Below are 26,214 nucleotides of genomic sequence, written 5' to 3' on the forward strand. Positions count from 1 at the left end.
TGAGTTATTTGTTAATTATATGATTCAGAGATGTGTTGTACGGTATTTCATTGAAAGAATGAGTTTTTTTGTTTTTTGTGTCAGAGGTGAGGATATTCGTAGTGTTGTCCGGTTTCGGACGACTAGCAAAGAATAATTGAACCTTTACTTTGTGAAACCGCATAATCGTCTCCGCGAAACATAAAATGTTTTCTTTGCATTGATAATTGATGGATCAACTATATTACGTCCCTGAGGAGGGATGACAAATGCACACTTGGAAAAAGAAACTAGTAGTCTCACAATTAGCATTAGCCTGTACTTTGGCAATCACTTCTCAGGCGAATGCTTCTACTGATATTTCTGGAACTACGTACACAACGTTCACCCATTATAATGACGCATCACATGTTGATGACGTTTACTTCGATGGCTATGTCGGTTGGAACAATTACGGCACTGATAGCATTTATAACGGTGATATTTATCCGGTAATCAATAACGCTACTGTCAACGGCGTTATTTCTACTTATTATCTGGATGATGGACTGTCAACTAACGGCAATTATAACAGCCTGACGATTAAAAACAGTACCATTCACGGAATGGTGACATCCGAATGTATGACCACGGATTGTACTAACCGTACGGGTACCGACTATTACTACGACCGTCTGGCGATGAATGTCATCAACTCCACTATCGATGACAACTACGAACATTATACCTACAACGATACCTATAATGACGTGGCTGATACGCACGTTGTCGACGTTTATAACCTGGGTACGGCTATCACTCTGGATCAAGAAGTTGATCTGTCTATCTCCAACAACTCTCACGTCGCGGGTATTACCCTGACTCAAGGTTATGAGTGGGATGATATTGACGATAATACCGTCATCACCGGCGTAAACAGCGGCGAAGTGTTTAACAACACTATCGCTGTTACCGACTCTACCCTGACCTCTGGTTCCTGGTCTGATGAAGGAAGATCCGGCTGGTTTGGTAACACCAGCAATGCGAGCGACTACAACGGTAACGGTTGGAACGCGAATGATATCGCATTGGCGGTTATTGCTAATCCCAATGCAGATAACGCGATGCAGACCACCGCCACGTTTGATAACGCTACGCTGATGGGCGATGTGCTGTTCTCCAGCAACTTTGATGAGAACTTCTTCCCGAACGGTGCTGATACTTACCGCGATACTGATGCCGATCTGGATACCAACGGCTGGGATGGTACTGACCGTCTGGATCTGACCCTGAACCACGGCAGCAAGTGGGTTGGTGCGGCAATGTCCGTCCATCAGGTTGACGTTGATGGTGATGGTGTTTACGAAAGCTATGCTGAGGGCACTGAAGCCACTCCTACGCTGATTGATATCGCTGCCAACAGCCTGTGGCCTTCTTCAACCTACGGTATCGATAGCGACACATCCTCCTATGACGAAAATGGTCATGTGGTTGGCAATACCGTTTATCAGAGCGGTCTGTTCAACGTGACGCTGAACGGCGCTTCCCAGTGGGATACCACCAAAACTTCTCTGATTGACACTTTGAGCATCAACAGCGGTTCCGTTGTCAACGTGGGTGATTCTGCGCTGGTTTCTGACTCCATCACTCTGACCGGTGCTTCCGCACTGAACATCAATGAAGATGGTCGTGTTGCGACTAATACGCTGTCTATTGACAACAGTACCGTAACGATTGCTGATGATGTCTCTGCTGGCTGGAATGTGCTTAATGCCGCGCTGTATGCCAATACCATTAACGTCACCAACAACGGCGTTCTGGATGTGGGCAACAGCACCGGGAACGCGCTGCAGGTTGATACCCTGAATCTGACCAGCTACACCGACGCTTACAACCATGTTAATGCGGGTGTTTTCGACATCAACAGCGCTAACTATGTGTTGAATGCTGACCTGACCAACGATCGTACCAACGATACGCGCCAGGCTAACTACGGTTATGGCGTGATCGCGATGAACTCTGATGGTCATCTGACTATCAACGGTAACGGCGATTCTGACACCTCAGGCGATCAGTCTGAAGTTGATAACTACGGTGATCACGTAGCAGCGGCAACCGGTAACTATAAAGTTCGCATCGATAACGCCACTGGCGCAGGTTCTGTTACCGATTACAAGGGTAACGAGCTGATCTACGTTAACGACAAGAACAGCACCGCAACCTTCTCTGCAGCCAATAAAGCAGACCTGGGTGCTTACACCTATCAGGCTCAGCAGCAGGGTAACACCGTTGTTCTGCAGCAGATGGAGCTGACCGACTACGCGAACATGGCGCTGAGTATTCCGTCTGCCAACACCAATATCTGGAACCTGGAGCAAGACACCGTTGGTACTCGTCTGACTAACGCGCGTCATGGTCTGGTAGATAACGGTGGTGCATGGGTGAGCTACTTCGGCGGCAGCTTCGATGCGGATAACGGCAACATTAACTATGATCAGGATGTTAACGGCATCATGGTCGGTGTTGATTCCAAAATCGATGGTAACAACGCTAAGTGGATTGTCGGTGCTGCGGCAGGCTTCGCGAAAGGTGACATGAGTGATCGTACCGGTCAGGTAGATCAGGATAGCCAGACTGCCTATATCTACTCTTCTGCTCGTTTTGCGAACAACATCTTTGTTGACAGTAACTTAAACTACTCCCACTTCAACAACGATCTGTCTGCCAGCATGAGCAACGGTCAGTATGTTGATGGCAGCACCTCTTCTGATGCCTGGGGCTTTGGCTTGAAACTGGGTTATGACCTGAAGCTGGGTGAAGCAGGTTACGTAACCCCTTACGGTAGCGTATCCGGTCTGTTCCAGTCTGGTGATGACTATAAGCTGAGCAACGACATGAAAGTTGACGGTCAGTCTTATGACAGCATGCGTTATGAACTTGGTGTAGATGCGGGTTATACCTTCGCCTACAGCGATGACCAGGCGCTGACCCCGTACTTCAAACTGGCCTACGTTTACGACGACTCTAACAACGATTCTGATGTAAACGGTGATTCTATCGACAACGGCGTAGAAGGTTCTGCGGTACGCGTTGGGCTGGGTACTCAGTTCAGCTTCACCAAGAACTTCAGCGCGTACACCGATGCTAATTACCTCGGTGGCGGTGATGTCGATCAAGACTGGTCTGCAAACGTTGGTGTTAAATATACCTGGTAACAACTTTCTTGCAGAGAAATAAAAGGTAATTTTATTTAGAAATAATGCCCGTCACGGATTTGACGGGCATTTCTTGCAAGGAATACGCACATGCTATCTTCAAATAAACCTCTTCTTGAGTTTGGTAAGCTTGATAAATGTTTAGCGAAATATGGTAAACACTTTGAGTGTGATAACGACAAAGAAATAATTTTTTCCAGCGATATTAATAGTGACGATACTTTTGTTATTTTAAGTGGTGTTGTTTCCCTACGTAGAGGAGAAAGCGTGCTGGTCGGGATTGCACAGGCGCCTTTTATTATGGGCCTTTCTGATGGCGTGATGAAAACAGATGTACAATACAGATTAATAACCGAAAGTAATTGTACGGGATACCACCTGCCTGCTTCGCAAACGATAAATATAATTGAACAATGCCAGCTTTGGCGTGAAGCCTTTTGCTGGTTAGCATGGCAAAATTCAATGTTTGAGTTGCGCGATCTGCAGCTGATCGGCAATAACTCCTACGATCAGATCCGCGCGACGCTGATATCCATGATGAAATGGGACGACGTACTGCGTTCGCGTATCGGCGTCATGAACTATATTCACCAACGCACACGAATTTCACGCTCAGTTGTCGCTGAGGTTCTCGCGGCATTGCGTAAAGGTGGTTACATTGAAATGAATAAAGGCAAACTGGTGAGCATTAACCGTTTGCCTTTTGAGTATTAAGTCAGGATGCAGGAATAACCTGCGGTTTATTCCCGCTCAGCTCTGCAACCAGATCGTTGATACCGTCGCTCATATTGGTAAATCGGGTTAGCGGAGAACGGGTCACCACGATAAATGCCCCGACGTTTTGCTGTGGGATCATCGCCATATAGGTAATGAAGCCGCCGCCGCCACCGGTTTTTTGAATAATTCCTGGTCGCCCATTCTTCGGCGCCATATAGACCCAGCCCAAACCCAGCGCATCGGCTCTACCTGGAACATCCATCCCTATCACTTTGGTTAACTGCGTACGCTGATAAATCAGCGTCTGCATACGGTCGGCCTGCTGGCTACGATGGTAAAAATCAGATGAGAGATACTGCTGCATCCAGCGCATCATATCACCGGGCGTTGAATAAACACCGCCGCTGCCCATTGCCGCCAGGGTATTGTTGCAAGGACTGGCGCCTTTTTCCGCGACCATCAGGCGTCTGCATTGATCGGGGGATGGGGTAAAGGTGGTGTCTTTCATCCCCAGCGGACGGGTAATTTTTTCTTCAAACAGCTGCGGATAAGGCTTTCCGGATGCGGTTCCCAGCGCATCGGCCAGCAGGTCAAACGCCAGGTTGGAATAAGAAGCCTGCGAACCCGGTGCGGCTTTAAGCGTGGCGGTTGAGAGATAGCTCCAGCGCTGTTCACGGGTTGGCCAGACAAACACCGGGCGCTTCGCCGCGCCGCCTGGCTGTTCGCGCGGTAGCGCGCTGGTATGCGTCGCCAGATTCACCAGCGTAATCGGCGTGCCCTGATAAGTCGGCACGCGCGCGCCAGGCGGCGCATATTTGCTCAATGGATCGTTGAGTTTAACCGTACCCTGATCGAGTAATTTCACCAGCATTTCGCTGGTCATTAATTTAGTAATAGAGGCAATTCGAATAACGGAATCCAACTGCGGATGGACGTTATTGCCAGGGCGTGTTTCGCCGAAGCTGCGAAATACGCGCTGGTTACCATCAATCACCACGAGCGCCATCCCCGTAGCACCGCTGCCGTAAAATATATGGTCGGCATAACGATCGACGATATCAGAGGCGAAGACCGGATCGGTTATAGGCTGTGCCGCCTGGACAGATGTCAATGACGCCGCACACAGCGCGGCAGAAAAAAGCAGACTACGTTTCAACGGTGGTGTCCATGAGTTAGAGAAAGTGAAAAAGGATGTCGTGCGTATGCGTATTTATACTACTCATCGGCGTATTGCAAAGCGCTTATCAGCCAATGATAGTGTGAAAAACGTAACGATGAGTAAACGCGAGCGTTTCCCGGATTACGGATGTTCGCTTTTGTGATCTCACGCTGTGATAATCTGCACTTGCTGGAACGTTGTCGAGTGTGAAAATCACAGAAACAATTCTTCATACCCGGGTGCGAACTAAGTGCCGCGGTTTTGGTCACACTTGTCGGTTTCAGCTTGTGTTTTTGGGCGTAAGCCGTCTGGCCACCGCACTCCACGGTGGCAAATACACAGCAGTCGTCATAACGATAAGAAGTTAGCAGGAGAGCACTATGTTTAAGTCTTTTTTCCCAAAGCCGGGGCCGTTCTTTATTTCGGCATTTATTTGGGCACTGGTCGCCGTTGTATTCTGGCAAGGAGGTGGGGGAGCCTGGGTTGCACATATTACCGGCGCGTCGGGAGACGTACCGATTAGCGCGGCCCGATTCTGGTCACTGGATTACCTGATTTTTTATGCGTATTACATTCTTTGTGTTGGGGTGTTCGCGCTGTTCTGGTTTATCTACAGCCCGCACCGCTGGCAGTACTGGTCCATACTGGGCACGTCGCTGATTATTTTCGTGACCTGGTTTCTGGTTGAAGTTGGCGTCGCCGTCAACGCCTGGTATGCGCCATTCTATGATCTGATTCAATCCGCGTTGAGTGCGCCGCATAAGGTGAAGATTGAGCAGTTCTATCATGAAGTAGGCATCTTTCTTGGCATTGCGCTGATTGCCGTGGTCATTGGGGTGATGAACAACTTCTTCGTCAGCCACTATGTATTCCGCTGGCGTACCGCAATGAACGAACACTATATGGCGCACTGGCAGCATCTGCGTCATATCGAAGGCGCAGCGCAGCGTGTGCAGGAAGATACCATGCGTTTTGCCTCCACGCTTGAAGATATGGGGGTCAGCTTTATCAATGCGATTATGACGCTGATTGCCTTCTTACCTGTACTGGTCACACTCTCAGCCCATGTGCCGGACCTGCCAATTGTTGGACATGTTCCTTATGGCCTGGTGATTGCCGCGATTGTCTGGTCGTTGATGGGAACCGGCTTGCTGGCGGTAGTCGGCATCAAACTTCCGGGGCTGGAGTTTAAAAACCAGCGCGTGGAAGCGGCCTACCGTAAAGAACTGGTTTACGGCGAAGATGACGCTAATCGTGCGACCCCGCCGACGGTGCGTGAACTGTTCCATGCGGTGCGCCAGAACTACTTCCGCCTCTATTTTCACTATATGTACTTCAATATCGCCCGTATTCTATACCTGCAGGTTGATAACGTTTTCGGCTTGTTCCTGCTGTTTCCGTCGATTGTTGCCGGTACGATTACGCTCGGCCTGATGACGCAAATCACCAACGTGTTTGGCCAGGTGCGCGGCTCGTTCCAGTATTTGATTAACTCCTGGACAACGTTAGTCGAACTGATGTCTATTTATAAGCGTCTGCGCAGCTTTGAACGTGAGCTTGATGGCCAGGATATTCAGGAAGTTACCCATACGCTTAGTTAATAAAAAAGGAGATGTTATGTCGACGGTTTCCCGTCTTTACCCCTTGTCCGGTCTGGCCGCTCTGGTGCTGGTGGGATGTAGTAGCCAACCCGCGCAGCCGCTAAAAAAAGGGGAGAAAGCCGTCGATGTGGCGAGCGTGGTGCGCCAGAAAATGCCCGCCAGCGTGAAAGACCGGGACGCATGGGCGCAGGATTTAGCGAAGACGTTTGAAAGCCAGAAGCTGGCGCCGACGGTTGAAAATATCTGTTCGGTGCTGGCGGTCGCGCAACAGGAGTCAAACTATCAGGCGGATCCGGCCGTTCCAAACTTAAGTAAAATCGCCTGGAAAGAGATCGACCGGCGCGCCGAGCGTATGCATATCCCGCAGTTTGTGGTGCATACCGCACTGAAGATTAACTCGCCAACGGGGAAAAGCTACAGCGAGCGTCTGGATACGGTGAAAACGGAAAAACAGCTTAGCGCCATTTTTGATGATTTTATCAATATGGTACCGATGGGGCAGACGCTGTTTGGTTCGCTTAATCCGGTACATACCGGTGGGCCAATGCAGGTCAGTATCGCGTTTGCCGAGCAGCACGCCGACGGGTATCCGTGGAAAATGGCGGGAACAGTACGTCAGGAAGTGTTCAGCCGCCGCGGTGGGCTGTGGTTCGGCACGTATCATCTGCTTAACTACCCGGCGAATTACAGCGCGCCAATCTTCCGTTTCGCCGATTTCAATGCGGGATGGTATGCCAGCCGCAATGCGGCTTTCCAGAATGCGGTCAGTAAAGCCAGCGGAGTGAAGCTGGCGACGGATGGTGATTTGATTCTCTACGGCAGCAGCGAGCCGGGCAAAACCGAGCTGGCGGTACGTAAACTGGCCGGTAAGCTGGGGATGAGCGAGAGTGAGATCCACCGCCAACTGCAAAAAGGTGACAGTCTGGCTTTTGAAGATACCGCGCTGTACGAGAAGGTCTATAAGCTGGCGGAAGCGAAGAGCGGGAAAGCGCTACCCCGTGAAATGCTGCCAGGCATTCAGCTGGAAAGCCCGAAGATTACACGTAATCTGACTACCGCGTGGTTTGCGAAACGCGTGGACGATCGTCGAGCGAAATGTATGGGTCAGTCATCATTATGATGACGGCGGCGCCAGCGCACGAATGCCGCGATGGCGCCAAGAATCAGACTTCCGGCAAGGAAAGGGACCAGCCCAAAAAGGGTACCGACGCCTAAGCCAATTTCAACTCGTGGGCGTCCTGTCTCTTGCATTTGCAACTGCATCAGCTGTTCATAGATGCCGGGAGCGTGGGCCAACAGATTTAAAACCTGCGCGCCTGCCCAAAAGCAAAACAGCACAAATACGGCATACGCAATGTTGCCGGGCAGGGAGGAGGTATCCCGATGCTTGCCCTTAAACAGGGATTTTGAGAGCGTAAAATCAGCCATAAAGACCTCCGGAAATAACCTGCTTTTTTTGACGTGATGCCTGGAACTGACAGTGAGTCTGACAGGTGATCGGCAATGTCAATATCAGAATGATGGTAATTTCAGGTAGAGATTATTCCTGGATCTCGGTTTTTTGCTGATTGTCACAATTAAGTAACCTTAAGTGAAATCAAGTTACATTTCAGAAATTCCGCACAGGCCACAGACGTCTATGAGGAAATGTGCGAGGATGCGCTTTCACGTTGTATTTCCACCGGAGCCGTTATGAACCTGCCTGTTAAAATCCGCCGAGACTGGCACTACTATGCCTTCGCTATTGGGCTTATCTTTATTCTGAACGGTGTGGTCGGCTTACTGGGTTTTGAAGCGCAGGGATGGCAGACCTATGCGGTGGGGTTGGTGACGTGGGTGATTAGCTTTTGGCTGGCTGGATTAATTATCCGTCGCCGCGTGGAAGATGAAGAAGAAGCAAAGGATGCCCAATAGCTATCGATCAGGCATCCAGGCGGGTTTACATACTGGTTTTCAACGCGCTATCCGCCGCATGACGTTCCAGCGCCAGTTCGATCAGGCGAGTGATCAAATCGGTATAGCCTAAGCCGCTCGCCTGCCACAGTTTTGGATACATGCTGATGTTGGTAAAGCCCGGCAGCGTGTTGATCTCATTGATCACAACATCGTTCTCTGCGGTTAAGAAAACGTCCACGCGCGCCATACCGGCGCAGCCCAGCGTCTGATAAGCCTGAATAGCAATGTCGCGGATCTTATCGTTAACTTCCGGTGCGATCGCTGCCGGAACAACCACTTTGGCACCGTTATCGTCAATGTATTTGGTGTCGTAAGCGTAAAAATCACTGTTCAGCACGATCTCGCCACAGGTACTGGCCTGCGGTTGATCGTTGCCCAGCACCGCGCATTCGATCTCGCGGCCCTTGATCCCTTGTTCCACCACGACTTTATGGTCGAATTCAAATGCCAGCGCGACGGCCTGATTGTATTGCGCTTCGCTGGTCACTTTACTGACGCCAACGGACGAGCCCTGGTTGGCTGGTTTCACAAACAGTGGCAGGCCAAGGCGGGATTCCACCTCGGCAAAGCTGATGCGGTTGCGATTGGCACGGGTGAGCGTAATAAATGGCGCGATGTTTAATCCGGCATCGCGCAGTAGACGTTTGGTCACGTCTTTATCCATACATGCCGCAGAACCCAGGACATCAGAACCGACGAACGGCAGATTCGCCACGCGCAGCATACCCTGCAGAGAGCCATCTTCACCCAACGTGCCGTGTACGATCGGGAAAATAACATCGACCGTTGGCAGTGGCTGACCGTTTTGCGCATCGATCAACTGGTGCTCTTGTTTACCCGGGACCTGAGCCAGGCTGGTCGCGGAAGGACGCAGCGCAATATGCGCTGGATCATCTGAATTGAGCAGATAGTTACTGGCATCGCTAATGTGCCATTGCCCTTGCTTATCAATACCTAACAGCACAACGTCAAAGCGAGTCTTGTCGATGGCATCGACAATATTTTTTGCCGATTGCAATGACACTTCATGTTCCGCTGATTTACCACCAAATACGATTCCTACCCGCAACTTTGCCATCTTAAAAAACCCATTCCATGAATGCAAAGCACATACATTACCACGACAAAACGCAGGTTTCCTCGGCTTCTGGCAGATTGTTTTGGTGGGCAACAGAGGAACAGATAAGCGCAAACGCGCAGAACGGACGCGGAGCATAAACCCCTGCTGATATTGTGGGGTTGATGTGAGGTGTATCACAAATATGATGAGCGGGAAGATAAAATCCTAAACTGTGATATATCGCACCTGTGGACCCTTATTTGGCTAAGTAATTTGTTAAGCTGCTCGCAGTTTTCAGCTACTTATCGTTATGAGTCCCTATGGAATCCTGGAGAGTCAACCTCATTTCCGTATGGTTCGGTTGCTTTTTCACCGGCCTGGCAATCAGCCAAATCCTACCTTTTTTACCGCTCTATATCTCCCAACTGGGGGTAAGCTCCCATGAAGCACTCTCAATGTGGTCCGGCTTAACGTTTAGCGTCACCTTCCTGATTTCAGCCATTGTCTCTCCGATGTGGGGGAGTTTAGCCGACCGTAAAGGACGCAAGCTAATGCTGCTGCGGGCCTCTTTGGGTATGGCGATTGCGATTTTACTGCAGGCCTTTGCCACTAACGTCTGGCAGCTTTTTCTGCTGCGTGGGGTCATGGGGTTAACGTCTGGCTATATTCCCAATGCGATGGCGCTGGTAGCCTCACAGGTTCCGCGTGAACGCAGCGGGTGGGCGCTGAGTACGCTCTCGACGGCGCAAATTAGCGGCGTTATTGGCGGACCACTGATGGGGGGCTTTATTGCCGACCACGTTGGCTTACGGGCGGTATTCTGTATTACCGCGGCCTTGCTGGTAGTGAGTTTTCTGGTCACGCTGTTCTTAATCAAAGAAGGTGTGCGCCCGATAATCAAAAAAAGCGAACGCCTGAGCGGGAGGGCCGTCTTTGCCTCGCTGCCTTATCCGGCGCTGGTGATCAGCCTGTTTTTTACTACGATGGTGATCCAGTTATGTAACGGCTCAATTGGGCCGATTCTGGCGCTGTTTATTAAATCAATGGTCCCAGACAGTTCTAATATTGCCTTTCTCAGCGGGCTGATTGCTTCGGTTCCGGGCATCTCGGCGCTGATTTCTGCGCCCCGGCTAGGTAAATTAGGCGATCGTATTGGGACTGAGCGGGTTTTAATGGCAACGTTAATCTTCGCCGTCGTGTTGTTTTTCGCCATGTCATGGGTCACTACGCCGTTGCAGTTGGGGATCTTACGTTTTCTGCTCGGCTTTGCCGACGGCGCGATGTTGCCCGCGGTGCAGACGCTGCTGGTGAAATACTCCAGCGACCAGATAACCGGGCGCATTTTTGGTTATAACCAGTCATTTATGTACCTCGGCAACGTAGCCGGGCCATTAATGGGGGCAACAGTTTCGGCAATGGCGGGCTTTCGCTGGGTGTTTATTGCCACGGCGTGCATTGTGCTAATCAACATCTGGCAACTGGCTATCGCGTTGCGACGTCGGCGCTGCGCACGCTGAGTACCTGATTAACAACGCTGCCCGTCAGCGTTGTTAATCCATCATTATGCATTTATATATCCAGGTGATTATTAATCCCCTTACCCTTTTATATGGAATAATTCTGCGCTAAGACTCCTTCCCCCTTATTTTGTGTTGTGATTGTTTTCGCAAAACGTTTTATTTCTTATGAAAATACAACTTTCATCCTCTAGGCAGTTGTGAGTCTTAATGATAACGTGGCCTATATTTGGTTAAGGGAATACGTAAATGAAAAATCTCGTTACTGAGTTGTTACTTAAGCTCGCCCAAAAAGAAGAAGAGTCGCAAGAACTGACGGCGCAGGTTGAAACGCTGGAGCAGGTAATCATCGAAATGCTGCGCAATATGACGTGTAACGATCGGCAAATATTTATTCGCCAAATTGAGGGGGCTTTGGCTGGAGAAGGCCGTATGCCTGCGTTTCTGACCAACGTTCATAACGCTGGCGAGAGTGTGCCAAAAGCGTTTTGAGTAATCCGTGGTGCGTCATCCACAAATTATCATAAAAGTGTCACATCAAATACTTATAGTCGCTTTGTTTTAATTTTACCGTATTTATACATGGAGAAAATAAAGTGAAACAAAGCGCACTCGCTATTGCCCTGTTACCTTTGCTGTTTACCCCGGTTATTAATGCAGAAACCTCTGCCATAGCGGTTATGGATAATCGTGCCGCTCAGGGTGATATCACCACGCCGGGCGGCGCCCGCCGATTGTCTGCCGATCAAACGGCGGCTCTGCGCGAATCTCTGAGCGATAAACCGGCCAAAAATATTATTTTATTGATTGGCGATGGGATGGGTGACTCAGAAATAACGGCCGCGCGAAATTATGCCGAAGGCGCAGGCGGCTTTTTTAAAGGAATTGATGCTTTACCGTTGACCGGACAATACACGCACTATGCGTTGGATAAGAAAACGGGTAAACCCGATTATGTGACGGATTCTGCGGCATCCGCGACGGCGTGGACCACCGGTGTGAAAACCTATAATGGCGCGCTGGGCGTTGATATTCATGAAAAAAATCACGCCACAATTCTTGAAATGGCAAAAGCGGCGGGGCTGGCAACGGGCAACGTTTCTACCGCTGAATTGCAGGATGCTACCCCGGCGGCGCTGGTTGCCCATGTGACTTCGCGTAAGTGCTATGGCCCAGGCGTGACACGTGAAAAATGCCCAACCAATGCGCTGGAAAAAGGCGGTAAAGGGTCAATCACCGAACAATTACTGAATGCCAGGGCTGACGTTACGCTGGGCGGCGGGGCCAAAACGTTTGCGGAAACCGCTGCGGCAGGCGAGTGGCAGGGTAAAACGTTGCGTGAACAAGCCCTGGTCCGCGGTTATCAGATGGTGAGTGATACCGCGACGCTGGCGGCGATTACCGAAGCTAATCAGGATAAACCGCTGCTGGGCCTGTTCTCTGACGGCAATATGCCCGTGCGCTGGGAAGGTCCGAAAGCGTCTTATCATGGCAATCTGGATAAGCCGGTTGTGACCTGTACGCCAAATCCAAAGCGTGACGACAGCGTGCCAACGCTGGCGCAGATGACGGATAAAGCGATTGAGTTGTTAAGCAAAAATGAGAAAGGTTTTTTCCTGCAAGTGGAAGGGGCGTCAATCGATAAACAGGACCACGCCGCCAACCCGTGCGGACAGATTGGCGAAACGGTCGATCTGGACGAAGCGGTACAGCGTGCGCTTGCCTTTGCGAAGAAAGATGGCAACACCCTGGTGGTGGTAACCGCTGACCACGCACATGCCAGCCAGATTGTCGCGCCGGATACCAAAGCACCAGGCCTGACCCAGGCGCTGAACACCAAAGATGGCGCGGTCATGGTCATCAGCTACGGCAACTCTGAAGAGGAATCTCAGGAGCACACCGGCAGCCAGCTACGAATTGCAGCCTATGGCCCGCACGCGGCGAATGTGGTCGGCCTGACCGATCAAACCGACCTGTTTTACACCATGAAAGCGGCGTTAAGACTGAAATAACCCGACGCCCGGCGGCAATACTTTTGCCGCCGGGTGGTATTTTTATCGTTAGCAGCCAAACTTACCTGTGTGTTGTCGTTCAGAAAAGAAGGATGCTATGAAAATTACATTATTAATGACGCTGCTTTTTGGTCTGATTTTTTTAACTACCGTCGGTGCTGCCGAGAAGACTTTAACCCCGCAACAACAGCGTATGACCACCTGCAATCAGCAGGCAACGGCGCAGACCTTAAAAGGGGATGCGCGTAAGACATATATGAGTGATTGCCTGAAAAACAGTAAATCTGCGCCGGAGGAAAAGAGCCTGACGCCGCAGCAGCAAAAAATGCGTGAATGTAACGTTAAGGCGACGGAGCAGTCTCTGAAAGGTGATGATCGTAATAAATTTATGAGCGCTTGCCTGAAGAAATCTGCGTAGCACTTACGGGTGAGCAGGTAAAATCGCTCACCCGAAATATCATACTTCCGCCACCAGACCCCTTCCTATAATTTGGGAAATTTGTTTCAGAATATTCCCAAATACAATGAATGATGAAAACTTTTATCAAAAGAAGGTCGTCCCGAATGAAGCATTTTTATCGCTTCATCAAAATGACCACCAACGTTCCGGTCTGCGATTCGCCCGACGAATCAGGCTGCCGCGAGCGGTGGGTTTGGGGGGAATGTTTTTCCCTATCGCGTCGGTATTAGTTGCTCAGCCTATTACCGGTGGCTGGTGGCTATTACTGGTGGGATGGGCGTTTGTCTGGCCGCATTTGGCCTGGCAGTTGGCCAGCAAAGCCGACGATCCTCTGCATAGCGAATTTACCAACTTAAAAGCCGATGCCATTCTTGCCGGTATGTGGATAGGGATTATGGGCGTAAACCTGTTGCCATCCACGGCGCTGCTGATGATTATCTGCATCAACCTGATGGGCGCAGGCGGGATGCGAATATTCATCGCAGGCGCCGTTTTGATGATGGTTTCATGCCTGGTGACGTTACAGTTAACCGATATCTCCGTCGCTTTTAGCAGTACTCAACTTAGCGTGCTATTGACGCTGCCGGTGCTGGTGATTTATCCGCTGCTGTTTGCCTGGGTCAGCTACCAGACGGTCATCAAGCTGGCGGAACATAAACGCCGTTTACAGGTGATGAGTACGCGAGATGGCATGACTGGGGTGTACAACCGCCGCCATTGGGAACTGTTACTGCGTAATGAATTTGATAATTGCCGCCGTTACCAGCGTGACGCCACGTTACTGATTATCGATATCGACCATTTTAAGAGCATTAATGATACCTGGGGTCATGACGTTGGGGATCAGGCGATTGTCGCGCTGACCCGCCAGTTGCAGATGACCTTACGCGGTAGCGACGTGATCGGGCGCTTTGGCGGTGATGAGTTTGCGGTGATTATGTGCGGCACGCCGGCAACCAGCGCGATTGCGGCGATGTCTCGCGTTCACGAACGACTTGGCCAACTGCGTTTATCCTGCGCGCCGCAGGTTGCTCTGCGGATCAGCGTGGGCGTTGCGCCGCTGACCGCAGAAACCGAGCATTATCGAGAATGGTTAAAGTCGGCGGATATGGCGCTCTACAAAGCAAAGAATTCCGGACGTAACCGCACTGAGGCGGCGGCCTGACGTCCGGCGGTGTTAACTCAGGAGCGGCTGAGTTTTTCCGACTGCTCCATGCACTTAATCATCGCTTCAATCACTGATGAACGGAAACCACGTTCTTCCAGGACGCGTACCGCTTCAATGGTGGTTCCGCCAGGCGAGCACACCATATCCTTCAGTTCTCCGGGATGTTTACCCGTATCCAGCACCATCTTTGCCGACCCCATTACTGCCTGCGCCGCGAATTTATAAGCTTGCGCGCGAGGCATGCCACCCTGCACGGCGGCGTCCGCCATTGCTTCAATAAACATAAAGACATAGGCCGGTGCTGAACCACTGACGCCAACGACCGGATGAATCATTGCCTCCGCAATGACTTCCGCTTCGCCAAAGCAGCGGAAGATATTCAGCACGTCGGCGGTGTCTTCTGGCGTGACTAAGGCGTTCGGCGTGACGGAGGTCATTCCGGCATTCACCAGTGACGGCGTGTTTGGCATCGCGCGAATGATTTTACGGTCATGGCCCAGCGCGCGGGCGAGCTGATCGAGGGTGACGCCAGCGGCAATCGAGACGACCAGGGAGTCTTTGTTCAGGCTGGAGGTAATTTCGCTCAGCACTTTAATCATGATGCCTGGTTTTACGGCCCCAAAAACGATGTCAGCGATTTGCGCGACCTCTTGCGCAGACTGCGCCGCATTAATACCGTACTGGTCGTGCAATGCAGCGACTTTATCGGGGGAAGGGGTGTAGACCCAGATTTGTCCGGGGAGAACCTGGCCGCTGGCGATCATGCCGCCAAGTATCGCTTTGCCCATATTACCGCAGCCGATAAAACCGATTTTCTTGTCCATTTTGTCACTCCCTATGCGTGATATTCATTGTTTTACCTGGGAAAGCTAAGCTTAGCGCGGATTGAATACGTGCAGAAGGATAAACAGCACTTTGCCTGCAAGTAAAAGCACGCGACAATGTGCAACTGCACATCAGTGGGGAGAAATTATGACAATATGGGTGGATGCCGATGCGTGTCCGAATGTGATTAAAGATATTTTGTACCGCGCTTCTGAGCGCATGCAGATGCCGCTTATTTTGGTAGCAAACCAGAGTTTGCGCGTCCCGTCTTCGCGGTTTATCCGCACATTACGTGTTCCCGCCGGGTTTGACGTGGCGGATAACGAGATTGTGCGCCAGTGTAGTGCCGGTGATTTAGTGATAACAGCGGATATCCCGCTGGCGGCAGAAGTCATTGAAAAAGGTGCGGCGGCGCTTAATCCGCGCGGTGAACGTTATACCGAAGCCACGATCCGTGAGCGTCTGATGATGCGTGATTTTATGGATACGCTACGCGCCAGCGGTATTCAGACCGGCGGGCCGGACAGCCTTTCACCACGAGACAGGCAGCATTTTGCTGCTGAGCTTGATAAGTGGTGGCTGGAAGTACAGCGCAGAAAATAAAACGTGTAATTTATTATTTACACTTTATTCATGGTGAATTCTTGTTATAGTAGGGGTTAATAGGTATCGCTACCCTGTATGTAATTTTTTCTTTACGTTTTGGCGATGTACTAGTTTGGTGATATGATTATATCTTTAACCGCATCAGATCCCGCTCGCTCGCGGCTCCCTGGGGAATTTCTGTAATGACGCAACCTCTTTATCTTGTCGGCCCCCGGGGGTGTGGTAAGACAACTACCGGTATGGCGCTGGCGAAGGCTATCGATTTCCAGTTTGTCGATACCGATCGCTGGTTGCAATCGCACGTGCAGATGACCGTGGCGGAGATCGTCGAAAGGGAAGGATGGGAAGGGTTTCGTGCCCAGGAGACGAGCGCTCTGCAGGCCGTCACAGCCCCGGCAACGGTTGTTGCGACCGGCGGCGGCATCATTCTTACCGAATTTAATCGTCATTACATGCGCAGCCACGGCGTGGTTATCTATTTAAGCGCACCGGTATCAGTACTGGTTGATCGTCTGGAGGCCACGCCTGAAGAGGGATTGCGCCCAACCTTAACCGGTAAGCCGCTGACTGAAGAGGTGCAGGAAGTGCTCGCTCAGCGCGATGTTCTGTACCGTGAAGCTGCGCACTACATCGTTGATGCCACCCATAAACCTGCGCAGGTGGTGGAAGACATTCTTGAGATACTGGCGCAGGCAGCGCCACGGTTACAGGGCGGTGTCTATACTTAATGTTCATCCAGTGAAAAGGAAGAACTATGCCGACAAAACCACCTTACCCACGTCAAGCGAACATTGTTACGGTTGAAAAGGGGACGCCAGGCCAGACGGTAACCTGGTATCAACTTCGAGCCGATCACCCTAAACCGAATACGTTGATCAGTGAGCATCCTTCTGCGCAGGAAGCCATGGATGCCAAAAAACGCTACGAAGACCCCGATAAAACCTGATATTAAGCACCGTCCTGGCACGAGTCTGAAAAGTGCCACGACGGGCGTTCATCACATTTTCTTAAATTTCGCCGTATACCGTTAAAATTGAAAATTAAGCAATAACAATCCAGTACCGGAATGATTTGGAATCTTTACACAATACACCGCCGATCAGCTGCTACGCTTTTGAGCATTTGTAGCGCAGGTCAGCGCCCGGCACTTGCCCGGGATTTCACAGCAAAGTAAGAAGATGGTGGAGCAACAAATGAGTGCGTCGTTGGCTATCCTCACGATTGGCGTGGTGCCGATGTGTGAGGTGTTACCGCTCCTGACGGAATATATCGATGAACAGCACATTACTCACCACAGTCTGCTTGGACAGATGCGGCGAGAAGATGTGATGGCTGAGTACGGCGTTTCGCCCGGTGACGAGCCTTTATTAACGCTGCTCAGCGACCACCAACTTGCGCATGTCTCACGCCAGAAGGTTGAGCGCTCACTGCAAAGTATCGTGGAGGTGCTGGATAACCAGGGCTTTGACGTGATCCTGCTGATGAGTACCGCCTCAATCGCTCGCCTGACCGCCCGCAATAGTATTCTGCTGGAGCCGTTACGTATTATCCCCCCGCTGGTGGCCTCGATTGTCGATGGGCATCAGGTCGGGGTTATTGTCCCCGTCACCGAATTGCTCAAAGCCCAGACGCAAAAATGGCAGGTGTTACAAACTCCACCAGTGTATGCCGTGGCGAATCCGATCGAAGGTACCGAACAACAATTGATTGATGCCGGGAAAGAACTGCTGGAGCAAGGCGCGGATGTGATCATGCTGGATTGTCTGGGGTTCAATCAACGCCATCGCGATTTACTGCAAAAATCGCTGGATGTCCCGGTTCTTCTGTCTAATGTGTTGATTGCCCGACTGGCTTCGGAGCTGTTGGCGTAATTTTGCGTGACAGGTGGAACGTCAGCCCCCTATATTGGTTCTCAACTTAATCACGAGATAGGGCCAGTTGTATGCTTCAAAGTAATGAATACTTTTCCGGCAAAGTAAAATCGATCGGTTTTACCAGCAGCAGTACTGGCCGCGCCAGTGTTGGCGTGATGGCTGAAGGCGAATATACCTTTAGTACTGCGGCGCCTGAAGAGATGACTGTCGTTAGCGGCGCACTGAACGTGCTGCTGCCGGGGGAAACCGAGTGGAAGGTGTATGCCGCAGGGGACGTGTTCAACGTACCGGGCAACAGTGAGTTTCATCTGCAGGTAGCAGAGCCAACATCCTATCTTTGCCGCTATCTGTAAGCGTAGAAATGACGAATGGCGACATTATGCCGCCATTCGGTAAGTACGGCTTAACGTTGCGCTTCGCCGCCTAATCCTTCCACCAGACTTTTAATCAGCGCCGCCAGTTCACCCGTCATCAGGATGAAATCGGCATCAAAACGCTGAGCATAATCTTCGCGGTCAATATCTTCGTTCTGATCGCGCAGCTCGTCGCTAAACTTCAAACGCTTAATAGAGCCGTCGTCACACATCACGAACTGAATGCGCTGCTGCCAGTCGAGGGCCAGCTTGGTGACCAGTTTGCCCGCTTCGATATGCACGGCGATTTCGTCGCAGACCAGATCCTGCTTTTTCGCGCGGATCACGCCGCCGTCTTCAAGGATCGCTTTTAGTTCAGCTTCATCCAGTAACTGGAATCCCTGTGCCGTTGTACCGGAACGAACCCATTCGGTCAGCGTCAGCTCAATGGGGTTTTCCATCGTCAGCGGAACGACCGGCAGCGAACCGAGACTCTTACGCAGCAGCGCCAGCGTATCTTCGGCTTTCTTCGCACTCGCGCAATCAACCATGATCAGATCGTTGACGGTATCGATCCACATCATCGTCTGGCTGAAACGGCTAAAGGCGCGCGGCAGCAATGAGTGCAGAACTTCATCTTTCAGCGAGTCTTTTTCGGTCTTCTTGAGTTTGCGACCTTGCTCAGCTTCCAGTTTGAAAATTTTGGCTTCCAGCGCCTGTTTGATAACCGGCGACGGCAGAATTTTTTCTTCTTTGCGGGCGCAGATAATAATTTGGCCATTGGCGGTATGCGTTAATGCATCGCTGTGCGATCCCATCGGCGGAACCCAGCCCATTTTTGCCATATCCTGGCTACCGCAAGGGGTGAACGTCATTGATGCCAGCTGTTTTTCCATCTCTTCGGCACGCAAAGAAACATCGCGGCTAAGACGGTAAACCATTAAATTTTTGAACCACAGCATGATAATTTCCACGGCCTTGTCGTTAAATCCAGCGGGCATGATAGCGAATTGTCGCTATGCTTGCATTGTTAATCGGGAAGAGGAGCAAACAGTGCGTATAGGTATCGATTTAGGCGGTACGAAAACGGAAGTTATCGCGCTTGGCGATGCAGGCGAACAGCTTTTTCGCCATCGCCTGCCCACGCCGCGTGATGATTATCGGCAAACGATAGAAACCATCGCCGCGCTGGTGGAGATGGCGGAAAAGGCCACCGGGCAGTCGGGAACCGTCGGGATGGGCATTCCCGGTTCAATTTCGCCCTACACCGGAGTGGTGAAGAATGCCAACTCGACCTGGCTTAACGGGCAACCTTTTGACAAAGACCTGAGTACGCGTCTGAATCGCGAAGTGCGGCTGGCAAATGATGCCAACTGCCTGGCGGTTTCTGAAGCCGTTGATGGTGCAGCGGCGGGGGCGCAAACCGTGTTTGCGGTGATTATCGGTACAGGATGTGGCGCTGGAGTGGCGCTGAACGGCCGGGCGCACACGGGCGGCAACGGTACTGCGGGCGAGTGGGGGCATAATCCGCTGCCGTGGATGGACGAAGACGAACTGCGTTATCGGCAGGAAGTGCCCTGCTATTGCGGCAAGCAAGGCTGTATTGAAACCTTCATTTCCGGAACCGGTTTTGCCACCGACTACCAGCGTCTGAGCGGTAAGCCGCTCAAGGGCAGTGAAATTATCAGTCTTGTTAATGCCCGGGATACCCTGGCGGAACAGGCGTTGAGTCGGTACGAGCTGCGTCTGGCGAAATCACTGGCACATGTGGTGAATATTCTCGATCCGGATGTAATCGTGCTGGGCGGTGGAATGAGCAATGTCGATCGACTGTATCAAAACGTGCCAACGTTGATTAAACAGTTTGTTTTTGGCGGTGAGTGCGAAACGCCTCTACGCAAGGCGCTGCACGGTGACTCCAGCGGCGTGCGCGGCGCGGCCTGGTTGTGGCCGCAGGCGTAATGTTCGCGTTGCCGGGTAGCGCAGAGGCTATCCGGCAACGGGAGTCATCTGGGATACGCTGCGCTTCAGGCGACCGTAGAGCAGCAGCGACGACATTGCAGAAAACGACAGCAGCGCCGCCGGTAACGTCACGTAGTTGTAGGCAAAGCCCAGCGTCAGCATCATACCACCGCACCAGGCGCCAATCGCGCTGCCGAGATTAAAGGCAATTTGCCCCCCAGCCGCACCCAGCAGCTCACCCCCTTTAGCATTTTGCAGCAGCAAAATTTGCAGCGGCGCCGACAGGGCAAACAGGCCCGCGCAGCAAATAAAGGCGAAGATCAGCGACGCGGCTTTGATCCCGCCAAAGGCAAAGAGCAGCAGCAGAGCCAGCACAATTACAAAGTCGGTTATTACCGCAATACGCAGCGGCGTATAGCGGCCAGAAAGGCGACCGCTCAGCAGATTTCCCAACACCATCCCCAATCCCACCAGCATCATGATGAAGGTCATCAGCGCTTCGGAAAAGCCGGAGATGAACATCATGTACGGTTTGACGTAGCTGAACCAGGCGAAAACCCCGGCGTTACCAAACATGGTGGCGGAAAAGATGAGCCACGGGGCGGGGGTTTTCAAAAAGTGAAATTGTTCGCGCAGTTTCCCTTTGGCTTCATCGCTGATGTTGGGTACCCAAAAAGTTATCGAGACCATCACGGCGATATTAAAGACGGCTATCAGCAGAAACGTGTAGCGCCAGCTAAATTCCTGGCTCAGCCAGGTGCCGATGGGAATGCCAACCAGATTAGCAACGGTCATACCCGAAACCATGCCCGCGACGGCGGCGGTGACTTTTCCAGGACGGGCCAGCTTCGACAGGATAATCGCGCCAACGCCAAAAAACGCGCCGTGTGGAAAGCCGGAAACCAGCCTGCCCACCGCCAGCATTAAATATGAGGAGGAGAGGGTGAAGATGGCGTTGCCGATCACGCACAGCGTGACCAGAAACAGCAGAATGTGCTTGAGAGAAAAGCGGTTGGAAAAGAGCGCAATAATAGGTGCGCCCAGCACCACGCCAAAAGCGTAAAACGAAATCATATGGCCAGCGGCAGGGATGGAAATTCCCACGTCCCGCGCCAGCTCGGTGAGTACACCCATGATGCCAAACTCGGCCATGCCCAGCCCAAATGTCCCCAGAGCTAAAGAGAAAATGACTTTTTTCATACCACCTGCCAACAAGAAAGACGCACGATATGCGCCATAGCGGCGAACGTTCGCCGCCAATAGAGATAGCTTGCGGATAAGCGAAGTGGAATGCCATTTCATATCCGTCTTTGTGTATTCACGATCGTGCTATGTGCCGTGCCGGATAGCGCTGGCGCATATCCGGCCTCCAGGTGCTGAGCTGCTATCAGGCATCAACTGCAAACATTTTATCGAGTTTGCTGTAGCCCAGTCCGTTGATTTTTTTGACCTTTATCTGCACCGGAATGCGTTCTTTCATCGCTTCAACGTGGCTGATGACACCAATGGTTTTGCCAGTGGCGTTGAGCGCATCGAGCGCATTCAGGGCGGTATCCAGCGTTTCGCTGTCCAACGTGCCGAAACCTTCGTCGAGGAACAGGGAGTCAATTCGCGTTTTGTGGCTGACCAGATCGGACAACGCCAGCGCCAGCGCCAGACTCACGAGGAAGCTCTCGCCGCCGGAAAGCGTACGCGTGTCACGCACGGCATCGGCCTGCCAGGTATCAACCACTTCCAGCTCCAGCGCTTCGCTGGCCTTGCGCTGCAACAGATAGCGACCGTGCAGACGGGTCAACTGGTTGTTGGCAAGCCAGACCAGATTATCCAGCGTCAGCCCCTGGGCAAACTTGCGGAATTTATCTCCCTCTTTCGAGCCGATCAGCGCGTTCAGATAGCCCCAGTCTTCGACCTGCTGTGCGACTTTCGCAATCGTCAGCATCAGCGCCTGCTGCTGCTGGCGGTTTTCACCATCCTGCTTGAGCTGCTGGCGAATTTCGCCCTGACGAGTGGTGTTCTCCCGTAGCTGCTGGGTGAGTTGCGCCAGCGCGTCGTGAAGATGTTGCACGGTGAGCGTGAGATCCACCCCGGTTGGTAGCTGTTGTTGATGAGTCGCCAGCGCCTGCTGCGCCTGATTAAGCAGCGTTTGCGCCTGCTGTCGCTGGCCTTCCAGTGATTGCTTCAATTGTTCAAGGCGGTTAAAGGTCTCTTCATCCAGCAGGGCGGCAACAAAGGCGTCGCGATCGGCAAAGATGCTGACCTGCAATGCGGTATCAAACTGCGCCTGAATTTCTGCAGCGCGCTGAACCTCCTGCGCCTCCTGCTGCTGTAAGGTTTGCCACTGCCCCTGTAAAGAGAGGCAATCGTCGTGCACCTGCCGCCAGTTTTCCAGCGACAGATTCTCAATGTTTTCACCAAGCGCATCGATTTCAGGCAGCGTTTCCAGCACCGGCGCAAGCTGGGCGATTCGAGCCTGTAATTCAGTCAGTTCGTTCTGGCGCTGCTGCCACATTTGCGCTTCGTTCGCCCGCTCGCTCAGCCATGAGGCGACTTCACCCTCGGCCGGAAGGGACAGACCATGACGGGCCAGCTCGGCGGTTAACGTTGCCTGACGCTGGTCAATATGCTGCTGGAGCTGAGTAATCTGCTCTGTGTGTGCGGTGATTTGCGCCTGCAGGGTATGACGCAGACTCAGTTGGTGAAGCTGCTGCTCGTGCTCTTCCTGGGCGGCAAGCCACGGGGCGATGTCATCCTGCGGTTGCAGCGTCACGTTGAGGCTGGCGGTGACGGTCTGCCACTCTTGAGTAAGTGCTTGCTCTTCCTGAGAAAGCGTTTGTACTTCGCGTTCATCGCGCTGAAGTTGCTGGGTTATCGCCTCAAGTTGACCGCGTAGCGTTGACCCCTCATCGGCTAGCGTTTTGACCTCTTTTTCCAGCGCTCCACGCCGTGTCTGATTCACACTCAGTTCGAGCGTTTGATAGCGCTCAATCGCCGGGTGCGTGGTGGAGCCGCAAAGTGGGCAAGGCATGCCGGATTGCAATAGTGCCCGCTGGCTTTCCAGATCTTTGATCCGGGCTTCCTGCTCGCAAATGATTCTCACATCGGCAAGCTGCTGATTTTTATCTTTATAGCGCTGACGCTTTTCTGTAAGCACCGCATTGCGCTGGGCCAGCTCCTGCTGACGCTGCACAAGCGTGGCGCGTAGCTGCGCCAGTTGCTTTTGCTTCGGGGCGATTTGCCCATGCAGATTACTCAGCCGCTGGCGTAACGGACGAAGCTGCACATGTTGCGCCAGCGCTTCCGTTACCTGTTGTGCCGAAAGGGTCAGCGTGGGAAGCGCCAGCGCATCAAGCTTGCGCGTGTCGTTCTCCCGCAACTGCTGCCACTGGCGCAGTTGGGCGCTAGCGTCGGACTGTTGGGCCAGCAGCGCTTTCCATCCTGCCAGTTCGCTACTCCACAAGCGGAAGCGGTCATGTTCCTTCAACCAGTCGGTTAACGTTTGCTGTCCGGCAAGCATAGCGGCTGACTGCGTTTGCGCCTGCTGACGAATACGCTCGCGCAGCGCTAAGCTGCTTTGTAAGCGAGCATTCACTTCCTGAATCTTCTGTCGCGTACGGTCAATCGTAGCCGTTTGTTCCTGGATTCGCTCCCAGTGTGGGCGTAACGCTCTGGCCGGGAGTGCCAGACTCAGCGCCGCCAGTTGCGGCTGCGCCTCTTCCTGCGCCTGAAGTGCAGCCTGTAATGCCTGCTGGTGGCGGTTTATCTCCGCCTGTAGCTCATTTTGCCGCATGAGCCAGTTGAGGTGCTGCTGCTGGGCTTGTTGGCTGGTAAGGTATTGTTTTTCTTCGTCAGTAAGTACCTGCAAACTTTCTGTCAGAGATTGCAATTGCTGTGGCGCTAACAGCGCAACACCGCTGGCCTGGGCCTGCAGTTTTTCCAGTTCCGTACGCGCTGATTTGTGCTTTTCAAATACCATGGCGGATATTTGGCCGTAGATCTCAGTGCCGGTCAGCTCTTCCAGCAGCTCGGCGCGCTCTTTCGGTTTGGCATTGAGAAATGCGGCAAACTGCCCCTGAGACAGCAGCATCGAACGGGTAAAACGTCCGTAATCCAGCCCGGTAAGCTCGGCGGTCATCTCCAGCTTATCTTTGACCTTATCGGCGAGGATTTTACCGTCGGAGCAGCGGGCCAGCTCTACGCGAGGGACCTGCAGATTGCCCTCCGGCTGATTGCGTGCCCGGTTCTGGCTCCAGAATGCGCGGTAGGCTTCGCCCCGCACCTCAAACTCGACCTCGGCCAGACACTCCGCGGTGTCGCGGGTCATCAGGTCGTTTTGCGACTGTGACACGGTATTCAGGCGTGGCGTTTCGTGGTACAGCGCAAGGCAAATTGCGTCCAGCAGGGTCGTTTTCCCCGCACCCGTTGGTCCGGTGATGGCGAATAACCCGTTGCTGGCAAAAGGTTCTGCCGTAAAATCGACTTTCCATTCTCCCTTCAGGGAGTTGAGGTTTTTCAGGCGCAGGCTGAGAATTTTCATGCTTCAGCCTCCCCGGCAAGCGTTTGTAAGGTTGCGCTAAACAGCTGGTTAAGCCGCTCACGCTGCGGTTCTTCGAGTTCTTCCAGCGCCAGGCGGCGGTCAAAAACCTCTGCCACGCTCAGCTCGCTTAACGTTTCACGTCGTTCATTGGCCATAATGCGTTCGCGCTGTTCCCGACTGCGGCGCACCAGTAGCACTTCTACCGGTAAATCTTCGGTTAAGGCCTGGATCTTACGTTGCATATCATGCAGGTAGTCGTCGGTGGTGATTTCAATATCCAGCCACACCGGTGGCTCTTGCTGCACGCCGCGCCACTGCTCAAGCTGGGTAGTAATGGCGGCTAAATCGCCTTTCAGTACCGCAAGCTGCTGCGTAACCGGCACGGTGAGATTTTCAACGGCGCTGAGTTTCCCCGCGTCAAAGCTCACCAGATGTACACATTTGCTTTTGCCGCACTCGTCAAAACTGAGGGCAATCGGCGAGCCGCAGTAGCGAATATGTTCCGTGCCGCCGATAACCTGCGCCCGGTGAATATGTCCCAGCGCGATGTAGTCTGCCGGTGGGAAGTTTTGCGCCGGGAAGGCGTCCAGCGTACCGATATAAATGTCACGTACGGCGTCGCTTTTACTGGCTCCGACGGTGGTCAAATGCCCGGTCGCAATGATGGGAAGATTGTGGTCGCCGCGCAGCGTGCAGGCATCCTGATACTGCTGCTGATAATAGTCGGTGATTGCGCCCAGTAAATGCTGCTGTTTTTCTTGTCCTGTCAGCCCGGCCTGGCTGGTGATGATGTCGCGCGGACGTAAAAAAGGCACCGGACACAGGATCGCCCCCGGTGTACCGTCGCGTAGCGGCAGTATCTGCGGCGCATGACCAGCGCTGGCAACCACCGTGGTGTTGAGAAACGCCAGAATATCGCGGGATTCATTGAGCGTGGCGACGGAGTCGTGGTTGCCTGCCAGCACCACCAGATGACAGCCGGTTTGCTGCAGATTGACGACAAAACGGTTATACAGCTCACGGGCATAGCTAGGTGGTGAGCCGGTATCGAAAATATCGCCTGCCACAATAATGGCATCCACCTGCTGGGATTGTGCCGTTTCCAGCAGCCAGTCGAGAAAGGCCTGATGCTCAGCGGCGCGGCTCTTGCTGTAGAAATTTTGGCCCAGATGCCAGTCAGACGTGTGAAGGATGCGCATAAGAGTTCCATGACGGTAAAACAATGGCGGGGATTATA

24 protein-coding genes are annotated in these 26,214 nt (G+C 52.4%); 16 read left to right on the forward strand and 8 right to left on the reverse strand.

Annotated elements, in window-relative coordinates; genetic code table 11:
- The first annotated feature begins 248 nt into the window (after positions 1-248).
- Together ehaB and iprA are read left to right on the forward strand one after the other, a co-directional pair.
- Entirely contained in the window at positions 249-3,173 is a 2,925-nt protein-coding gene (gene ehaB, locus OGV93_RS11995; protein ID WP_287095567.1) for an autotransporter adhesin EhaB, read from the forward strand.
- Between the two features lie 90 nt (positions 3,174-3,263).
- Complete coding sequence (iprA, locus tag OGV93_RS12000; RefSeq protein WP_016151994.1) at positions 3,264-3,887, forward strand: hydrogen peroxide resistance inhibitor IprA; 624 nt, start codon at positions 3,264-3,266, stop codon at positions 3,885-3,887.
- Position 3,888: 1 nt separating this feature from the next.
- Here iprA and ampH read toward each other — a convergent pair whose 3' ends face one another.
- Complete coding sequence (gene ampH, locus OGV93_RS12005) at positions 3,889-5,046, reverse strand: D-alanyl-D-alanine-carboxypeptidase/endopeptidase AmpH (RefSeq protein WP_016151995.1); 1,158 nt, start codon at positions 5,044-5,046, stop codon at positions 3,889-3,891.
- Between the two features lie 383 nt (positions 5,047-5,429).
- Between ampH and sbmA the strand changes: the two genes are divergently transcribed.
- Positions 5,430-6,650, forward strand: a complete 1,221-nt coding sequence (gene sbmA, locus OGV93_RS12010) for a peptide antibiotic transporter SbmA (protein ID WP_016155831.1) — start codon at positions 5,430-5,432, stop codon at positions 6,648-6,650.
- Positions 6,651-6,666: 16 nt separating this feature from the next.
- The gene (locus OGV93_RS12015) at positions 6,667-7,770 is read left to right on the forward strand and encodes a DUF1615 domain-containing protein (protein ID WP_101700604.1); all 1,104 of its coding nucleotides are present in this window, start codon (positions 6,667-6,669) and stop codon (positions 7,768-7,770) included.
- Here the strand turns inward: OGV93_RS12015 and OGV93_RS12020 are convergent.
- Positions 7,755-8,078, reverse strand: coding sequence for a DUF2755 family protein (locus OGV93_RS12020; RefSeq protein ID WP_016151998.1), 324 nt, complete (start codon positions 8,076-8,078; stop codon positions 7,755-7,757). The two genes, OGV93_RS12015 and OGV93_RS12020, sit on opposite strands and share 16 nt — an antisense overlap.
- Before the next feature lie 264 nt (positions 8,079-8,342).
- Between OGV93_RS12020 and OGV93_RS12025 the strand changes: the two genes are divergently transcribed.
- The gene (locus OGV93_RS12025) at positions 8,343-8,564 is read left to right on the forward strand and encodes a DUF2754 domain-containing protein (RefSeq protein ID WP_019076140.1); all 222 of its coding nucleotides are present in this window, start codon (positions 8,343-8,345) and stop codon (positions 8,562-8,564) included.
- 25 nt (positions 8,565-8,589) lie between these two features.
- Here OGV93_RS12025 and ddlA read toward each other — a convergent pair whose 3' ends face one another.
- The gene (gene ddlA / locus OGV93_RS12030) at positions 8,590-9,684 is read right to left on the reverse strand and encodes a D-alanine--D-alanine ligase (protein WP_101700605.1); all 1,095 of its coding nucleotides are present in this window, start codon (positions 9,682-9,684) and stop codon (positions 8,590-8,592) included.
- Positions 9,685-9,986: 302 nt separating this feature from the next.
- Here ddlA and OGV93_RS12035 point away from each other — a divergent pair, with 302 nt between their 5' ends.
- From OGV93_RS12035 to adrA, 5 genes are all read left to right on the forward strand, one after another.
- Entirely contained in the window at positions 9,987-11,183 is a 1,197-nt protein-coding gene (locus tag OGV93_RS12035; RefSeq protein WP_029139428.1) for a multidrug efflux MFS transporter, read from the forward strand.
- Positions 11,184-11,432: 249 nt separating this feature from the next.
- A complete protein-coding gene (locus tag OGV93_RS12040; protein WP_016152002.1) occupies positions 11,433-11,675 on the forward strand; it encodes a sigma-S stabilization anti-adapter protein IraP in 243 nt (80 codons plus the stop codon).
- Between the two features lie 104 nt (positions 11,676-11,779).
- Positions 11,780-13,195 (forward strand): alkaline phosphatase, encoded by a 1,416-nt coding sequence (gene phoA, locus OGV93_RS12045; protein WP_287109597.1) that lies wholly within the window; start codon positions 11,780-11,782, stop codon positions 13,193-13,195.
- 97 nt (positions 13,196-13,292) lie between these two features.
- Complete coding sequence (psiF, locus tag OGV93_RS12050) at positions 13,293-13,613, forward strand: phosphate starvation-inducible protein PsiF (RefSeq protein ID WP_003830956.1); 321 nt, start codon at positions 13,293-13,295, stop codon at positions 13,611-13,613.
- A gap of 91 nt (positions 13,614-13,704) precedes the next feature.
- Positions 13,705-14,820 carry a diguanylate cyclase AdrA gene (gene adrA / locus OGV93_RS12055; RefSeq protein ID WP_088583121.1) on the forward strand — a complete coding sequence of 372 codons (1,116 nt, stop codon included), beginning with the start codon at positions 13,705-13,707 and terminating at the stop codon, positions 14,818-14,820.
- 17 nt (positions 14,821-14,837) lie between these two features.
- On the opposite strand, the gene proC is transcribed toward adrA, so the two are convergent.
- Positions 14,838-15,647 (reverse strand): pyrroline-5-carboxylate reductase, encoded by an 810-nt coding sequence (proC, locus tag OGV93_RS12060; RefSeq protein WP_016152005.1) that lies wholly within the window; start codon positions 15,645-15,647, stop codon positions 14,838-14,840.
- A gap of 148 nt (positions 15,648-15,795) precedes the next feature.
- Here proC and OGV93_RS12065 point away from each other — a divergent pair, with 148 nt between their 5' ends.
- The 5 genes from OGV93_RS12065 (at position 15,796) to ppnP (ending at position 18,481) form a co-directional block, all read left to right on the forward strand.
- Complete coding sequence (locus OGV93_RS12065; protein WP_016155837.1) at positions 15,796-16,251, forward strand: YaiI/YqxD family protein; 456 nt, start codon at positions 15,796-15,798, stop codon at positions 16,249-16,251.
- Positions 16,252-16,436: 185 nt separating this feature from the next.
- The gene (aroL, locus tag OGV93_RS12070) at positions 16,437-16,982 is read left to right on the forward strand and encodes a shikimate kinase AroL (protein WP_016155838.1); all 546 of its coding nucleotides are present in this window, start codon (positions 16,437-16,439) and stop codon (positions 16,980-16,982) included.
- Between the two features lie 26 nt (positions 16,983-17,008).
- Complete coding sequence (gene yaiA, locus OGV93_RS12075) at positions 17,009-17,200, forward strand: protein YaiA (protein WP_016155839.1); 192 nt, start codon at positions 17,009-17,011, stop codon at positions 17,198-17,200.
- A gap of 247 nt (positions 17,201-17,447) precedes the next feature.
- Positions 17,448-18,125: an AroM family protein gene (locus OGV93_RS12080; protein WP_016155840.1), complete on the forward strand. Its 678-nt coding sequence runs from the start codon at positions 17,448-17,450 to the stop codon at positions 18,123-18,125.
- 71 nt (positions 18,126-18,196) lie between these two features.
- Entirely contained in the window at positions 18,197-18,481 is a 285-nt protein-coding gene (ppnP, locus tag OGV93_RS12085) for a pyrimidine/purine nucleoside phosphorylase (protein ID WP_016152010.1), read from the forward strand.
- A 50-nt stretch (positions 18,482-18,531) separates the two neighbouring features.
- Here the strand turns inward: ppnP and rdgC are convergent, their stop codons facing one another.
- Positions 18,532-19,443 carry a recombination-associated protein RdgC gene (rdgC, locus tag OGV93_RS12090; RefSeq protein WP_003021479.1) on the reverse strand — a complete coding sequence of 304 codons (912 nt, stop codon included), beginning with the start codon at positions 19,441-19,443 and terminating at the stop codon, positions 18,532-18,534.
- Positions 19,444-19,534: 91 nt separating this feature from the next.
- Here rdgC and mak point away from each other — a divergent pair, with 91 nt between their 5' ends.
- A complete protein-coding gene (gene mak / locus OGV93_RS12095) occupies positions 19,535-20,443 on the forward strand; it encodes a fructokinase (RefSeq protein ID WP_287109598.1) in 909 nt (302 codons plus the stop codon).
- Between the two features lie 27 nt (positions 20,444-20,470).
- Here the strand turns inward: mak and araJ are convergent, their stop codons facing one another.
- The 3 genes from araJ to sbcD all read right to left on the reverse strand — a co-directional run bounded on the left by araJ (position 20,471) and on the right by sbcD (position 26,176).
- On the reverse strand, positions 20,471-21,643 hold the full coding sequence (araJ, locus tag OGV93_RS12100) for an MFS transporter AraJ (RefSeq protein WP_131380857.1): 1,173 nt from the start codon (positions 21,641-21,643) through the stop codon (positions 20,471-20,473).
- Between the two features lie 187 nt (positions 21,644-21,830).
- Positions 21,831-24,977, reverse strand: coding sequence for an exonuclease subunit SbcC (sbcC, locus tag OGV93_RS12105; protein WP_287109599.1), 3,147 nt, complete (start codon positions 24,975-24,977; stop codon positions 21,831-21,833).
- Complete coding sequence (gene sbcD / locus OGV93_RS12110) at positions 24,974-26,176, reverse strand: exonuclease subunit SbcD (RefSeq protein ID WP_075846795.1); 1,203 nt, start codon at positions 26,174-26,176, stop codon at positions 24,974-24,976. The genes sbcC and sbcD overlap by 4 nt, the downstream gene beginning before the upstream one ends.
- Positions 26,177-26,214: the final 38 nt, after the last annotated feature.

This window comes from Citrobacter sp. Cb031 (genome assembly GCF_030336725.1).
Lineage (GTDB): Bacteria > Pseudomonadota > Gammaproteobacteria > Enterobacterales > Enterobacteriaceae > Citrobacter > Citrobacter braakii.